Source organism: Micromonospora sp. SH-82, assembly GCF_051132485.1.
GTDB lineage: Bacteria > Actinomycetota > Actinomycetes > Mycobacteriales > Micromonosporaceae > Micromonospora.
The window spans coordinates 2542129-2556780 of the sequence record NZ_CP148049.1; the positions used below are offsets into that span (position 1 = coordinate 2542129).

General features: G+C 71.1%; 16 protein-coding genes. 8 read left to right on the forward strand and 8 right to left on the reverse strand.

From position 1 onward, the window contains the following. The first annotated feature begins 70 nt into the window (after window positions 1-70). Complete coding sequence (locus WHN02_RS11720; protein ID WP_434743341.1) at window positions 71-646, forward strand: HhH-GPD-type base excision DNA repair protein; 576 nt, start codon at window positions 71-73, stop codon at window positions 644-646. A gap of 71 nt (window positions 647-717) precedes the next feature. Here WHN02_RS11720 and WHN02_RS11725 read toward each other — a convergent pair whose 3' ends face one another. Next, entirely contained in the window at window positions 718-1692 is a 975-nt protein-coding gene (locus tag WHN02_RS11725) for a hypothetical protein (RefSeq protein ID WP_434743342.1), read from the reverse strand. Window positions 1693-2042: 350 nt separating this feature from the next. Beyond that, window positions 2043-3020 carry a hypothetical protein gene (locus WHN02_RS11730; RefSeq protein ID WP_434743343.1) on the reverse strand — a complete coding sequence of 326 codons (978 nt, stop codon included), beginning with the start codon at window positions 3018-3020 and terminating at the stop codon, window positions 2043-2045. Between the two features lie 186 nt (window positions 3021-3206). Between WHN02_RS11730 and WHN02_RS11735 the strand changes: the two genes are divergently transcribed. Further along, window positions 3207-3566, forward strand: coding sequence for a DUF3099 domain-containing protein (locus WHN02_RS11735; RefSeq protein ID WP_434743344.1), 360 nt, complete (start codon window positions 3207-3209; stop codon window positions 3564-3566). On the opposite strand, the gene WHN02_RS11740 is transcribed toward WHN02_RS11735, so the two are convergent. Together WHN02_RS11740 and WHN02_RS11745 are read right to left on the reverse strand one after the other, a co-directional pair. Then, window positions 3547-4464 carry a carbohydrate kinase family protein gene (locus WHN02_RS11740; RefSeq protein WP_434743345.1) on the reverse strand — a complete coding sequence of 306 codons (918 nt, stop codon included), beginning with the start codon at window positions 4462-4464 and terminating at the stop codon, window positions 3547-3549. The genes WHN02_RS11735 and WHN02_RS11740 overlap by 20 nt on opposite strands. Further along, window positions 4461-5396 carry a pseudouridine-5'-phosphate glycosidase gene (locus WHN02_RS11745; protein ID WP_434743346.1) on the reverse strand — a complete coding sequence of 312 codons (936 nt, stop codon included), beginning with the start codon at window positions 5394-5396 and terminating at the stop codon, window positions 4461-4463. Before WHN02_RS11745 ends, WHN02_RS11740 begins: the two co-directional genes overlap by 4 nt. 87 nt (window positions 5397-5483) lie before the next feature. On the opposite strand from WHN02_RS11745, the gene WHN02_RS11750 reads away from it, so the two are divergent. Together WHN02_RS11750 and WHN02_RS11755 are read left to right on the forward strand one after the other, a co-directional pair. After that, on the forward strand, window positions 5484-5702 hold the full coding sequence (locus WHN02_RS11750) for a DUF3039 domain-containing protein (protein WP_350895729.1): 219 nt from the start codon (window positions 5484-5486) through the stop codon (window positions 5700-5702). 307 nt (window positions 5703-6009) lie between these two features. Continuing rightward, window positions 6010-7743 (forward strand): DEAD/DEAH box helicase, encoded by a 1734-nt coding sequence (locus WHN02_RS11755; RefSeq protein ID WP_434743347.1) that lies wholly within the window; start codon window positions 6010-6012, stop codon window positions 7741-7743. 325 nt (window positions 7744-8068) lie between these two features. On the opposite strand, the gene WHN02_RS11760 is transcribed toward WHN02_RS11755, so the two are convergent. Together WHN02_RS11760 and WHN02_RS11765 are read right to left on the reverse strand one after the other, a co-directional pair. After that, on the reverse strand, window positions 8069-8302 hold the full coding sequence (locus WHN02_RS11760) for a DUF7455 domain-containing protein (protein ID WP_350895731.1): 234 nt from the start codon (window positions 8300-8302) through the stop codon (window positions 8069-8071). A gap of 245 nt (window positions 8303-8547) precedes the next feature. Further along, window positions 8548-10155, reverse strand: a complete 1608-nt coding sequence (locus WHN02_RS11765; RefSeq protein WP_434743348.1) for an RNA polymerase sigma factor — start codon at window positions 10153-10155, stop codon at window positions 8548-8550. A gap of 287 nt (window positions 10156-10442) precedes the next feature. Between WHN02_RS11765 and WHN02_RS11770 the strand changes: the two genes are divergently transcribed. After that, a complete protein-coding gene (locus tag WHN02_RS11770) occupies window positions 10443-11261 on the forward strand; it encodes an inositol monophosphatase family protein (protein ID WP_434743349.1) in 819 nt (272 codons plus the stop codon). Between the two features lie 51 nt (window positions 11262-11312). Here WHN02_RS11770 and WHN02_RS11775 read toward each other — a convergent pair whose 3' ends face one another. Beyond that, window positions 11313-11828, reverse strand: a complete 516-nt coding sequence (locus WHN02_RS11775; protein ID WP_350895755.1) for a LytR C-terminal domain-containing protein — start codon at window positions 11826-11828, stop codon at window positions 11313-11315. Between the two features lie 432 nt (window positions 11829-12260). Here WHN02_RS11775 and WHN02_RS11780 point away from each other — a divergent pair, with 432 nt between their 5' ends. Continuing rightward, entirely contained in the window at window positions 12261-12557 is a 297-nt protein-coding gene (locus WHN02_RS11780) for a DUF4193 domain-containing protein (RefSeq protein ID WP_007075406.1), read from the forward strand. A 155-nt stretch (window positions 12558-12712) separates the two neighbouring features. Next, window positions 12713-13519, forward strand: a complete 807-nt coding sequence (locus WHN02_RS11785; protein WP_434743350.1) for a hypothetical protein — start codon at window positions 12713-12715, stop codon at window positions 13517-13519. Window positions 13520-13532: 13 nt separating this feature from the next. Here the strand turns inward: WHN02_RS11785 and WHN02_RS11790 are convergent, their stop codons facing one another. Beyond that, a complete protein-coding gene (locus tag WHN02_RS11790; protein WP_434743924.1) occupies window positions 13533-14027 on the reverse strand; it encodes a DUF3093 domain-containing protein in 495 nt (164 codons plus the stop codon). 91 nt (window positions 14028-14118) lie between these two features. Here WHN02_RS11790 and dut point away from each other — a divergent pair, with 91 nt between their 5' ends. Beyond that, complete coding sequence (gene dut, locus WHN02_RS11795) at window positions 14119-14628, forward strand: dUTP diphosphatase (RefSeq protein ID WP_350895736.1); 510 nt, start codon at window positions 14119-14121, stop codon at window positions 14626-14628. The last annotated feature ends 24 nt before the right edge of the window (window positions 14629-14652 follow it).

Sequence of the window (14652 nt, forward strand, 5' to 3'; positions counted from 1 at the left end):
GTTCACCCGATCGCCTCGCTGATCGGCGCAGGTCCGCCGGTGTGCCTGTCGGGTGCGGCATGATCAGGGCATGGCTCTCTCACTCCCGATCGACCCGGCCGCCAACGATCTGCTGAACCGGGATCCGCTGGCCCTCCTGGTCGGGATGACCCTGGACCAGCAGATCCCGCTGGAGAAGGCGTTCACGTCGCCGTACGTGCTGACCCAGCGGTTCGGTCACGAGCCCGACGCCCGGGAGCTGGCCGGGTACGACCCCGAGGCGCTGATCACCGTCTTCGCCACCCCGCCTGCCCTGCACCGGTTCCCCAAGGCGATGGCCACCCGGGTGCAGGAGGTGTGTCGGGTGCTTGTCGACCGGTACGACGGCGACCCGACGGGGCTCTGGACCGGCGTCACCGACGGGCGGGAACTGCTGGCCCGCATCGCCGACCTGCCCGGCTTCGGCAGGCAGAAGGCGCAGATCTTCCTCGCCCTGCTCGGCAAGCGGTACGGCGTCACCCCGCCGGGTTGGCGGGAGGCGGCCGGTGGCTACGGGGACCCGGACGCGTACCGGTCGGTGGCCGACATCGTCGACGGCGAGTCGCTGCGCCGGGTCCGCGAGTACAAGAAGCAGGCGAAGGCGGAGGCCAAGGCCGCCAAAGGGTGATTCCCCGCCTTCAGGACACCATGCTCCGGTGGTTCTCCCCGAGGGGCCGTGCGGTCACGGGGGCACCGCTGTCAGTGGGGCGTCCGGCCGGGGACGACCGGGTTCCTCCCGTCCGGCCGGACGGGAGGAGGTGGTGCCGTGGCGTTGCCCTGCGGAACACCCGGCGAGGTCCAGCCGGTGGGATCGGGGGCCGGGTGGTGGTGCGGTGACCGAGCCTGCGCTGCTGCCGTGGTGTCGGCCGAGACCGTGGTCCCGGACTGTTCCAGTCTGCGCTGCACCGATTGGTTGAACGCCGTCCACGTCTGTTCCCGGAAGGCCGTCAGTTCCCGCACGTGGTCGGCAGCAGCGTGCCGCCCTGCGGCGAGGGTGGTGCCCACCAGATCAGGTCGGTCCGGGAGTAGCCCGTGGCGGCCCGTCAGCGAGTACGTGTACTCCTCCTTGGTGGCCGGGTCGGTGGCCACGATCAGCTGCATGTCCGGTGTTCGGTGTTCGGTGTTCGGATTCTCGTAGAATGTGGCATTCCCGTCTTGCAGGTGCCTCCAGACCTTCTCTCGGACGCGATTCTGCTGGTGGAGTTCGGCGGTAGTGGAGATCAGGTTGTGGATCAGCGTCGCTTCGTCTGCGGCGAGAGAGTCGTTCTGCTGGCTCGACCGGTGGGCCAAGGCCTCCTGATTCGCGGCGGACATGAAGGAAGTCAGCGGTGCCCTCGGCGTTCCTGTCGTCGGTAGCAGACCACGGCTTGTCAGCCTCTGTGAGGTCTCCTGGTTCAACCGGCTCCAGTTGAGTAGGTGGTTCCACCTGTCCAGGGTCGTCTCTTCCTCACTGGTGTGCTGTCCCATCGCCTTGCTCTTGGCGATGAATTCGGTCTCGGCTGCCGAACGGCTGGCGTGTCCGTGCTCGGCGTGGCTGTGTAACTTCTGTGCTGTCGGATCGATGAAAAGGAGTAGCTTCTCGTTCGGTTGCCAGGTGGCAGGGTCGATGTAGGTCTGCGCCTGCCGCCTGGCGACTTCCCCGATCTCCTCCTGCCGGCGGATCTTGGCCTCCAACTGTGACAGCCGCTCGACCAGAGGGGCTGCCGCGAGGGCGAGGCGCTGCTGTTCCTCGAGTGGGAGCAGGTGGAAGCCGCGCCGGTTCTCGTCGGTGAGACGGTCGGCGAGCGGGCCGGCGTCGACAGTGGGTCCGAGTGTCGGCGCCTCGTCTGTCGGGCGTCCGGCTGTGGGGGATGGCATCTGTTCCTCCGTCGCTTGGGTGGTCAGCCGACTCGCTCTACGGGTGTCTGCTTCCTCGGTTCATGTGACCTGAGCCCCTTGACCTGCGAGGCCGCCGGCCGGTGCCGGGCAGCGAGCCGGCACCGGACGCGGTCGCGGAGGTCGACGGGCGGTGCTGCCCGGTCCGGCTAAGACCGGGTGCTTCGACCGCGACCGGCGGCACCGACCTGTGGTGACGGGCGGCCCACCGCCGGTGTGGCGGTGCCGCCGCGCGGGCCTGCGCCGCCTGCACGGTGAGGTGTCCGGGCAGCGCCGGAGCTGATCCGGCCAGGTCGGCAGAGTATGTGGTCGGCGGGGGGGAGTTGACGTGCCAGGCCCTGTCCAAGGGCATGGTTGAGACGTGAACGGACGATCAGAAAGTCGTCGGACAGTTCCTTTCCTCGCCCGGCGTGGAGGTGACCGTTCTCGGGCGCGGCAGCGGCGACCATCCGCTCGTGCCCGCGGATCTCGATGCTCAGGTGCAGGAGCTGGTGGATCTGGTGGACCTCTTCACGAAGGAGCTTCTCGGAGGTGGGCAGGCCGTGCAGGAGCCGCCGGTTCTCGGGGGTGAGGTGTTCGGCCAGTGGTGATCCCGTCTGCGCCGGCGACGACGGCATCACGGCCCGCAGTTTCTCCGCCATCCGCTCGTTGAGTGCCGACCAGTTGACGAAGTGGCTCCACTGGTTCTGCTCGATGGACCTCTCGTCCGCGTGTCGCCCGGAGCGGATCTGATCGACGATGAACTGCTGCTCGGCCCGTGATCCGACAATGTGTCCCAGCCTGGCGTAGCTGTGCGTCCGTATCGTCGGATCGCTGGTGAGGATCAGGTGGGGGCTGAGGTCTGGGCCGTGCCAACCGGTGTACGGCTCCACCGCGGATCTGTCGACATGCTTCAGAACCCCGTACCGGACCTGTTCCTGTCGAAGGATGTCAGCCCGCAGTGCGTGCAGGAACTCGACACCGTTGATCTCCTGGAGTGCGTACTGCCGCTGCTCGTCGACCGGGAGTCGTGCGAGGCGCAGTCGGTTCGCCTCGGTGAGGTGGTCGGCGAGACGGTCGACGTCGGGCTGGGACGAGAGTGGCGGAGGAACCGGGTCGATCGGGCTCGGATCGGGAGTCGGTGACATCGCTGCCTCTCACGCTCAGGAGACCCGTGGCGGCCTTCCGGGCCGGGAACCGGCTCTACGGGGCGGGCCGACCTCCGGTTCAAATCCACCCTGCGAGGCGACGGCGTGGCGGAGGGAACCAGGCGGGGGCGGGCTGCGGACCTGAAGGCGGTGTCACAATGGGTGAGTTCCCCGTCGAGGAGGCCAGTGGTGAAGCGTCAGGCGTACGAGCCGATTCTGATCACCGACGCCCCACGCAGTCAGGACGACCAGCTCACCAGTCGGCAGAAGCAGTACCTGGTGATGATGCTGTTCCGGGTGGCCTGCGTGGTGATCGGCGCCGTCCTGGTCATGGTCGGGGTGCCCCTGCTCTGGCTCTGGTTGTCGCTCTGCGCCGTCGGCATGGTGCTGCTGCCCTGGCTGGCCGTCCTGATCGCGAACGACCGGCCGCCCAAGGAGGAACACCGGCTGGTCAACCGGTTCCGGGCGCGCCACCGGAAGGAGACCCCGCAGCCGGTCATCACCGCTGCGGAGCACCCTCACAAGATCATCGACGCGGAGGACTGACCTGAGGCGGGCGGGCACCCGCCGTCCCCACCGCCGCCGCACCCGACTCACCGGCGTGTCGGAGCGCCTCCACCGGTGCTGCCCCGTCCAACCAGGCGGCGATCAGCCCGGCGGCGAAGGCGTCCCCGGCCCCGGTGGCGTCCACCACGGGGACCCGGCGGGCGGGTGCCACCTCCACCGTCTGCTCCCGGTCCGCCCAGAGTGCGCCCGCACCGCCCCGTTTCAGCACCACCCGGCGTACCCGCTCGACCAGGAACCGGGCCTGCCCGGCGGGCTCCCCGGTTCCTGCGAGCACGGTCGCCTCGTCGGCGTTGACCAGCAGCAGGTCGACGTCGCGTACCCAGTCCAGGAAGGCCGTCGGCCCCACCTGCCGCAGCGGGGCGGCGGAGGCCGCGTCGACGCTGATCGTCAGTCCCCGGGCCCGGGCCGCCGCCAGCGCCCGCAGCCCGGCCGGACGGGACCCCTCGTCCAGCAGGGGATACCCCGACAGGTGCAGGTGGCAGGCGTCGGCGGCGGCCGTGACCACCGCTTCCACGTGCTCCGGGGTGAGTCGGAGGTTCGCCCCCCGCTCGGTGATCATGGTGCGTTCGCCCTCGGCGGCCAGCACGATCACCGTGCCGGTGGCCGTCCCCGACTGCTCGGCCAGGGCACAGTCCACCCCGCCCCGGGTGAGCTCGGCGACGCGTTCCCGGCCGGCGTCGTCGTCGCCCACCGCACCGACCAGGGTCACCGGGCGACCCCGGCCGGCCAGCCAGGCGGCGGTGTTGGCGGCCTGGCCGCCCCCGGTGACCCGGATCGCCGCCGGGGTGTCCGAGCCGGGCGCCACCGGCCCGGCCAGCACCGCGACCACGTCGGTGACGACGTCCCCGACGACCAGGACCCGCCCGGGACCGGTCACGTCGCCGAGGGGGTACGGCGCTCCGCTGCGGCGACCGCGATCCGGGCGGCGAGGTCGGCGTTGCGCAGGATGATCCGGATGTTCACCGCCAGGCTGGCCCCCTCGGTGGCGGAGTGGAAGTGGGACAGCAGGAACGGGGTGACGGCCTTGCCGGTGATCCCGTCCCGGGCCAGCATCGCCAGACCGTCGGCGAGGGTCCGGTCGTGCAGGTCCGGGTCGAGCTGCTCGTCGGTGGGCAGCGGGTTGGCCACGAGCAGCCCGCCGTGGTGCACGTTCTGTCCGTCGCGGGCGGCGATCACGTCGGCCACCTGCGTCGGGGACTCCACCGACCAGTCGAGGTCGAACCCGCCGTCGGTGACGAAGAAGCCTGGGAACCGGCGGGTCCGGTAGCCGACGACGCCGACCCCGAGGGTCTCCAACCGCTCCAGCGTCGCCCCGACGTCGAGGATCGACTTCACACCGGCGCAGACCACGGTGATCGGGGTCCGGGCCAGGGTGATCAGGTCGGCCGACTCGTCGAAGGTCTGGGCCGCCTCCCGGTGCACCCCGCCGAGTCCTCCGGTGGCGAACACCCCGATCCCGGCCGCTGCGGCCACCGCGCTGGTCGCGGCGACGGTGGTGGCACCGTCCGCGCCGGTCGCCGCCGCCACCGCCAGGTCGCGTACGGAGAGTTTGGCCACACCGTCGGCGGTGGCGAGTCGGGTCAACTGGTCGTCGTCGAGTCCGGCGACCAGCTCTCCGCCGATCAGACCGATCGTCGCCGGCACCGCGCCGGCCTTCCGTACGGCCTGCTCGATCTGCCGGGCGACGGTCAGGTTCTGCGGTCGGGGGAGGCCGTGCGAGACGATGGTGCTCTCCAGGGCGACCACCGGTCGCCCGGTCCGTAGCGCCTCGGCCACCTCGGCCCCGAATCGGATGTGAAAGTCGGTCATTTTAGGTACGTTACGGGCCGCGCCCGGGCCGCCCACGGTGGACCGGGCCGGAGTGACCTGCAAAACTGGAAAGTTGGAGGTGTCATCATGAGCACTCAGATCCTTGAGCGTCCGGAGCAGAAGGACGCCGATACCGGCCCCGAAATGTTCCACTACGTCCGCAAAGAGAAGATTGCCGAGAGTGCCGTCATGGGCACCTTCGTCATCGCACTGTGCGGCGAGACCTTCCCGGTGACGAAGTCGGCCAAGCCCGGCTCGCCGGTCTGCCCGAAGTGCAAGGAGATCTACGACTCCTGGGGCGAGTAGCGCGGGGCGGCCCGGCGCGGCCGCCCACCTGACCCCCTCCGTGGTGACCACCTCCACCACCCTCCACCGGTGGCCGTCCGTCCGCCGGTGGCACCTCACGGCGACCCCTGAACGCCCCGCCGGAGGGTCCTCTCCTCGGCCTCGACGCTGCCGCCCGGGTCGGTCTCGACCGGCGGCGTGGCGGCGCGTGGGCGCCGAGACGGGCGCTGGTTATGCTGAGTCGGCCTTCGCGGCACCCGATGCGCGAGGGTCTTTTCATGGGCGGTGGCACCCGTGGCCGCCGGACGCGGTCGGAAGGAGCGTGCACGTGGCTGCCCGGTTGCCGGCGATCGAGACCTTTCCGGCGCTGCGTGCCTGGCAGCGCAAGGCGCTCTTCACGTACCTGCGGGGCCGGTCCGAGGACTTCACCGCCGTCGCCACCCCCGGCGCCGGCAAGACCACCTTCGCCCTGCGGATCGCCGCCGAACTCCTCGCCGACGGCACCGTCGACGCGGTCACCGTGGTCGCCCCCACCGAGCACCTCAAGACCCAGTGGGCGCTCGCGGCGGCCCGGGTCGGCATCCAGCTCGACGCCGCCTTCCGCAACGCCGACCTGCACTCCTCGGCCGACTTCCACGGCGCTGTGGTCACCTACGCCCAGGTCGGCATGGCCCCGCAGGTCCACCGCCGACGCACCATGACCCGACGGACCCTGGTCGTCCTCGACGAGATCCACCACGCCGGGGACTCCAAGTCCTGGGGGGACGGGGTCAAGGCCGCGTTCGAGCCCGCCGTACGCCGCCTGATGCTGACCGGGACACCGTTCCGCTCCGACGACAACCCGATCCCCTTCGTCGAGTACGAACGCGGCGGCGACGGCCTCCTGCACTCCCGCGCCGACGCCACCTACGGGTACGCCGACGCGCTCCGCGACGGGGTGGTCCGACCGGTGCTGTTCCTGGCGTACTCCGGGGAGACCCGATGGCGGACCAACGCCGGCGACGAACTCTCGGCCCGCCTCGGTGAGCCGATGACGCAGGACCTGATCGCCCAGGCGTGGCGGACCGCCCTGGATCCGGCCGGGGACTGGATGCCGCAGGTGTTGCGGGCCGCCGACGCCCGACTGACGGTGCTGCGCAACGCGGGGATGGGAGACGCCGGCGGCCTGGTCATCGCCAGCGACCAGCAGGCCGCCCGCTCGTACGCCAGGCTGCTGGAGCAGGTGACCGGCGAGCGGGCCGTGGTGGTCCTCTCCGACGACGACGGGGCCTCCGCCCGGATCGCCACCTTCGCCACCTCCGAGCAGCGCTGGATGGTGGCGGTGCGGATGGTGTCCGAGGGGGTCGACATCCCCCGTCTCGCCGTCGGCGTCTACGCGACGAGCGCCAGCACCCCGCTCTACTTCGCCCAGGCGATCGGGCGGTTCGTGCGCGCCCGGCAGCCGGGGGAGAGCGCCTCGGTCTTCCTGCCCAGCGTGCCGCACCTGCTCGACCTGGCCAGCCAGATGGAGGCCTCCCGGGACCACGTGCTGGGCAAGCCGAAGGACCGCGAGGGCTTCGACGACGACCTGCTGGAACGCGCCCAGCGCGACGAACAGGCCAGCGGTGAACTGGAGAAGCGGTACGCCGCGCTCTCCGCCACCGCCGAACTCGACCAGGTGATCTTCGACGGGGCGTCCTTCGGTACGGCCGCCCAGGCCGGCACCCCCGAGGAGGAGGAGTATCTGGGCCTCCCGGGTCTGCTCACCTCGGACCAGGTCACCCTGCTGCTCAGCAAGCGGCAGGCCGACCAGGTCGCCGCCCAGCGTCGCCGTACCGCCGGGCAGCCCGCTGAGCCGGCCCCTGCGGCCTCGGCTGCCCCTGCCGTACCGATGAGTGCCGCCCAGCGTCGGGTGGCCCTCCGGCGCCAACTGAACGCTCTGGTGGCCGCCCGGCACCACCGGACGGGTCTGCCCCACGGCAAGATCCATGCGGAGCTGCGCCGGCGCTGCGGCGGACCACCCAGTGCCCAGGCGACGATCGAGCAGTTGGAGGAGCGGATCGCCACGGTCCAGTCCCTCTGACTCCACCCGGCGACCACCCGACCCACCCGACACGCCAGCCCCGGGGCGCGACCCGGCCCTGGCCCGGCCCTGCTCCGAACACGGCCTGGTCCGTTGCGGCCTGGTCCGTTGCGGCCCAGCTCCGACGCTGGCCTGGTCCGTTGCGGCCCAGCTCCGACGCTGGCCTGGTCCGTTGCGGCCCAGCTCCGACGCTGGCCTGGTCCGATGGGGCCCTGCTCCGATGCGGCGCTGCCCCGATGGGCCCGTCCCGTCCCGCCCCGGGTGCACGAAAGCCGACCGGAGGCGTCCCATGGACGCCTCCGGTCGGCTATGTCGGGTTCGGGGGTCAGTTCGAGATCAGGTCGGCACCCCGCCAGCTGAACTCGGGGTCTGCCGAGTACCGAACGGTGATCTTGACTAGATCCTCGGCGTACTTGTTGGCGTGGTGTCCACAGAACACCAACTCGCTTCCACCTGCCAGAGTGATCCGGAGCTTGCCGGCAGCATTGCAGCGGTCGCACCGTTCATCGGCGGCCGGGGGGCTCACCGTCTCGGGCGGCGGCGTGAGGGTCGGGTTCATCGCCTTCCTCCTCTGGTCGTCACCGATGAACAAACTCTTCGGTCGTTGCTCACCAATCGTGCAACACCCGGGTGGGATGATGCCTTCCCTGTGTGCCCCCGGGGGACCGAGGTCACACATGGCAGACACAGTGTGCCGTGCACCAAGGGTGCCACGTCAACGATCACGAACGTACAACCGCCCCATCACCATTCGGCGTTGTACGCGTGGCGACCAAAACGACACCCTCGGTTGACGCGGCAGGGTCAGTCCAGGTAATCCCGCAGGACCTGGGAACGGGACGGGTGGCGCAGTTTGGACATGGTCTTCGACTCGATCTGCCGGATCCGTTCCCGGGTCACCCCGTACACCTGGCCGATCTCGTCCAGGGTACGCGGTTGCCCGTCGGTCAGCCCGAACCGGAGCCTGACCACGCCGGCCTCCCGCTCGGAGAGCGTCTGCAGGACCTGCTGCAACTGGTCCTGCAGCAGCGAGAAGGAGACCGCGTCGACGGCGACCACCGCCTCGGAGTCCTCGATGAAGTCACCGAGCTGGCTGTCGCCCTCGTCGCCGATGGTCTGGTCCAGCGAGATGGGCTCCCGGGCGTACTGCTGGATCTCCAGCACCTTCTCCGGTGTGATGTCCATCTCCTTGGCCAGCTCCTCCGGGGTGGGCTCGCGGCCCAGATCCTGAAGCAGCTCGCGCTGGATACGGCCGAGCTTGTTGATCACCTCGACCATGTGCACCGGGATGCGGATGGTGCGGGCCTGGTCGGCCATGGCCCGGGTGATGGCCTGCCGGATCCACCAGGTGGCGTAGGTGGAGAACTTGTAGCCCTTGGTGTAGTCGAACTTCTCGACCGCCCGGATCAGGCCGAGGTTGCCCTCCTGGATCAGGTCGAGGAAGGCCATCCCACGGCCGGTGTACCGCTTGGCCAGCGAGACGACCAGCCGGAGGTTGGCCTCCAGCAGGTGGTTCTTGGCCCGCTCACCGTCGCGGGAGATCCAGAGCAGATCCCGCTGCATGTCCCGGACGAGCTTCTCCTCGCCCTCGTCGGCAGCGCGCAGCCGCTCGGCGGCGTAGAGGCCCGCCTCGATCCGCTTGGCGAGCTCCACCTCCTGCTCGGCGTTGAGCAGCGGCACCTTGCCGATCTGCTTGAGGTACGCCCGGACCGAGTCGGCGGAGGCGGTCAGCTCGGCGTCCCGCCGGGCCTGCTTGAGCGCCTCGGACTCCTCGTCGTCCCACTCGAAGTCGTTGTCCCGTGCCGAGCGGGCCGCGTCGGCCTCGGCCGCCCGGGTCAGCTCGGCCGGCTCCTCGACCACCACGTCCTCGATCTCGGCGGCGAGCTCCTCCGGGTCGACCTCACCCTCGGCCCCCTCACCCTTGGCCTTCCCTGCGGCCTTGGTGGGCTTGCCGGCCGCGGCGGCCACCGTCGCCTTGGTGGCCCGGGACTTGGTGGCCCGGGCCGGGGCGGCGGCCTTGGCGGCGACCTCACCGGTGGTGGTGGCGGTCTTGCGACCGGCCGCCTTCCGGGGAGCCGGAGCCGTGGCCTCCTCGCCACCGGCGGCCTGCTTGGGGGCGGGTGTGGCGGCCTTACGTGTGGTCTTGGCGGTGGTGGCCCGGGACGCCGGGGTGGCAGACCGGGCCGCCGCCACCCGACGTCGGGTGCTGGCGGAGCCGTCCACGACCACGGTCACTCCCGCTTCGGAGAGCGCCCGCAGAATCTTCTTGGCCTGGGTCGGAGTCACCTCAGCGGCCTCGACCGTGCGCGCGAGCTGAGCCGAGGTCAACTGGCCGCCGGCGGTCTGCGCATGCGCGATCAGCGTGTCGGTGAGCGAGCGTACGTCGGCACCGATGTGGCGGGGTTCTGTCACGAATGACCTTCCGGAGGCGAAGAGCGAGCACGGCCGGGTCGTCTGGCACAGGATGGAGCCCCGCGCTAAACGATGTGGTTGAGGAACCCGCGTGTCCCGGGCCGGCCGGTCGTTGGCGGTCCGTGGCGCGTGGGCAGGGGTGAATTGTAACGCCGTCTGCGGCGATCATCCTGCGCCGCACGGCGTCGTCGGCGGTTGGGACCACCGATTGGGCCCAGATGTGGACTTTGTAAGGATGATACGCGCGCGACGACGGAACGTCCCGGTCGTGCAGGAAGGGGACGAAGATGCCTTTGCCGCCGTCGTCACGACAGTTGCTGGACATCGCTGTCGAAGTGGCCCGGGAGGCCGCCGCGACAGCACACCGGATGCGCGTCGACGGGGTGTCGACGGTGGCCACCAAGAGCACCGACACCGACGTGGTCACCGCCGCCGACCGGGCGGTGGAGCGCCAGGTGGTCGACGCGCTGCGCCGGCTGCGCCCCACCGACGCCGTCCTCGGCGAGGAGTACGGCGCGGGCGACACCCCCACTGCCGGACCCGGCGGGGTGCGATGGATCATCGACCCGATCGACGGGACGGTCAACTACCTCTACGGGCTGCCGTACTGCGCGGTGTCGCTGGCCGCCGAGGTCGACGGCGAGGTGGTCGCGGGGGTGGTCCGCAACGTGGTCACCGGTGACGAGTGGACCGCCACCGCCGGGGGCGGCGCGTACCGGGCGGGGGCACGGCTGCACTGCTCCACCCAGACGGACCTGGGTCAGGCACTGGTCGCCACCGGGTTCGGCTACGACCCGGCCCGCCGGTCGCACCAGGCCCGGGTAGTCGCCGAACTGATCCCGCACGTACGCGACATCCGCCGGATGGGGGCGGCGTCGCTGGACATGTGCCTGGCCGCCGAGGGACGCCTCGACGCGTACTTCGAGAAGGGGCTGGCCCCCTGGGACATCGCCGCCGGTGGGCTGATCGCCGCCGAGGCGGGGCTGCGGGTGACCGGGCTGCGGGGTCTGCCACCCGGGCCGGACCTGCTCCTGGCCGCGCCGCCGGCGCTCTTCGAGCCCCTGCACGACCGGCTGGCCGACCTGGACGCCTCCGGCGGCCCCTGAGGCTGGACGCCTCCGGCGGCCCCTGAGGACCACCGGGAGGCGTCGACGCGGCTACTTGCCGACCGGCATCGGGCAGGTGCCCTGGGGTGCGACCGGGGAACCCAGGTCACCGAGGGACTGGTTGACCTCCGTGGTGGTGGCCAGCTGCTGGAAACCGGTGCCGAGGACCACGTCGACGGTGTCCTCCTCGCGCTCCGGGTCGAAGGCCAGCTCCGCGTTGTTGAGGAAGTACGCCCGCAGCAGGTGTGCCGAGCCGACGCCCTCGGGTCCGTACCGCAGGACGGCGACCTCGTCGACCGCCTTCTTCTCGTTGGCGACCTTCTTCACCTGGAACTTGCGGTTGCCGAAGTCGTCGGCGGTGGTCCGGGCCCGGCCGGCCTCGTCGGTGGCGTTCAACACATTGATCTTGACGTCCTTCGGTTCCCGGAGGGTCACGTCGGCCAACGGCCAACCCTCCGGGCAGCCCCCGCTGGCGCCGGCGTTGCGCTGGGTGTCGCGGACCACCGCGACCGCCACGAAGACCAGGGCGAAGACCGCCAACAGGCCGACGACGACGAGTGCTCGCACTCGCGCAAAGCTCATCCGGGCGCTCCCTGGACATGGTGGGTGGCAGCGACACCGGCGGCGTGTCGGTCCGCCGGCCGCCGAGTACGCCGCTGAGGTTAGCGGTTGTCCGACCGTCGCGTGGAAACAGTCGGACATGACGGCGCGCCACCTCGGAACCGGGTACTACTACCCCTATCTTCGTGTCGCCTGAGTCACATTGGGAACAACTTCTCGGCCTGGGGCGTACATCTCTGCCACGAGGGCGGTATACATGCCTCGCCCACGAGGGGGGTAAGGTACCGCGCTCGCTGGGGGAAGTTCCTCGGCGGCCCGGGCGCGACCGTCGTCGAGTCGGGTGACCGACACGTGACGGTGGCCGGCCAGCGGAACCGAAACAGCGTCGTCCGGCGTTACAACCGGAAGCGACATCATCGAAATGGGAGAGTGAAACCGATGGCCACCGACTACGACGCCCCGCGTCGCGACGAGGTCGACCTCGGCGAGGACAGCCTCGAGGAACTCAAGGCCCGGCGGGTCGACTCACAGTCCGGCGCCGTGGACGTCGACGAGGCCGAGGTGGCCGAGAGCTTCGAGCTGCCCGGCGCCGATCTCGCGGACGAGGAACTCACCGTCAAGGTGCTACCGATGCAGCAGGACGAGTTCCGGTGTGCCCGCTGTTTCCTCGTGCATCACCGCAGCCAGCTTGCGGTCGAGCGAAACGGTGAGTTGATCTGCCGCGAGTGCGTATGACCGTCCCACGGGTGCCGGGTTCGCCGGGTGCCCGTGTGCCGGCGGCGGCCTTCTGAACGGGTCGCCGCCGGAGCTGCCGTGCGCCGGTGGCCGGTACCTGCTTGACTCGCAGTGGGGGATGTCCCCGTCGCAGACGTCACGCGGGAGGTCGGACAGTGAGTGAGCCAGGCAACGGACCCGCGACGGGGCAGCCCGAGCCGCACGAGCTGGGTGAGACCGTCGCCGCACTGACCGCCGACGACCTCGAGCCGGCCAAGCGTCGGCAACTGCTGTCCCGACTCGTCGGGCAGAGTCGCAGTCGGGGGCGGCTCTCCGATCTGTTCAAACCACGGGCCGCCCTCAGGTGGATGACCGAGACGGTCGCCGAGGTGGCTCCGCACGTCCCGATCCGGGACCTGGCCACGCTGCGTCGGCACTACCCCGGACTCGACGGCGACCAGTTGGCCGAGCGGCTGGTCCGCAACGCGTCCCGGGCGACGGCCGGCGTCGGTGCCGCCGGAGGCGGCGTCGCGGCGGTCCAGTGGACCGTCACGCCGACCCTGCTCTCCGCCCCCGTCCTGCTGGCGGCCGAGACCGTGGCGGTGGTCTCGATCGAGCTGAAACTCGCCGGTGAGCTGCACGAGGTGTACGGCGTTCCACTGCCGACCGGCGGTACGCAGAAGACCGTGGCGTTGATCCAGGCCTGGGCCGGGCAGCGGGGGGTCAACCCGATGATGCCCGGCGTGGGGGTGGGCGCGGTGCTCGGCACGGCCGCCCGCAAGGAACTCCAGCACACGCTGCTCAAGCGCTTCGGCCGCAACCTCACCGCCCTCGGCCCGTTCCTCACCGGTGCGGCGGTGGCCAGCTACCTCAACCGGCGGGCCACCCGATCCCTGGGCGAGCAGCTCAGCGCCGACCTGCGTGAGCAGGGCAAGCAGCTGCCGACCCTGCCGCCCGCCATCGGGCCGAGCATCACGCCCTGACCCCGGCGGACCGTCAGCCGGCGTCGCGGGCGGCCAGGATCGCCTCGGCCAGCTCGACCGGGCGGCGGGTGCTCACCACCCAGAACGGGGTGGGGTCGTCCGGGTCGTCGAGCACGATCTGGACGGCCGGGCCGATCCAGGGCCGCTGCACCACGAAGGCGAGCGGGTCCGAACCGATCCCGAGCGCCTCCCGTCGACCCGCCACGTCCAGCGGCACCACGTCGGCGACGAAGCGGACCGGGATCCGGGCGTCGTCGACGAGGAGTTCGCCGTCGTGGACCCGTACCCGGATCCGGCCGAGCCACCAGAGCCCGCCGACCGCGCCGGGCACCAGCGCGGCGAAGGGCAGCCAGGCCCGTACGCCGGGGGCGCCCATCCAGACCTCGGCCGCGAGCAGGGCGGCGGCGGCCAGCCCGGCCAGCCACAGCCACCAGGGCAGGGTCAGGCGTTCGGTGTACCCGGGGGGCGCCGTCGTGGGGCGGGCCGTCGACGACGAGGATGGCGACACACTCACAGTCCGAGGGTACGGCGCACTCCGGCGTACCGACCGGGCAGGATGGCAGGGACACCCCGTGGAGCGGACGGAAGAGGAGGACCGTGTGACCGACGTCGTACCCGTGCCGGTGCGTCAGCTCGACGACCAGCTGCCGTTGCCGACGTACGCACACCCCGGGGACGCCGGGGCGGACCTGGTGGCTGCGGTGGACGTGGAGCTGCCCCCGGGCGACCGTGCCCTGGTGCCCACCGGCGTGGCGATCGAGCTGCCCGAGGGGTACGTGGGTCTGGTCCATCCCCGTTCCGGACTCGCCGCCCGGCTTGGCGTGACGGTGCTCAACGCACCCGGTACGGTCGACGCCGGTTACCGAGGTGAGATCATGGTCAGCCTGATCAATCACGATCGTGAGCGACCGGCGAAGATCTCCCGAGGCGACCGGATCGCGCAGCTCCTCGTGCAGCGGGTGGCGCGGGCGGAGTTCCGGCCGGTGTCGGAGCTGTCCGCCACCCGACGGGGCACCGGTGGGCACGGTTCGACAGGCGGACACGCCGGGCTCGTCGGACCCGTGGAGGCGGACCGGGCGGGCGGGCGGACGGAAGAGGTGGCAGGGTGAGTGCGAACAGCGGAGGGTGGGCGC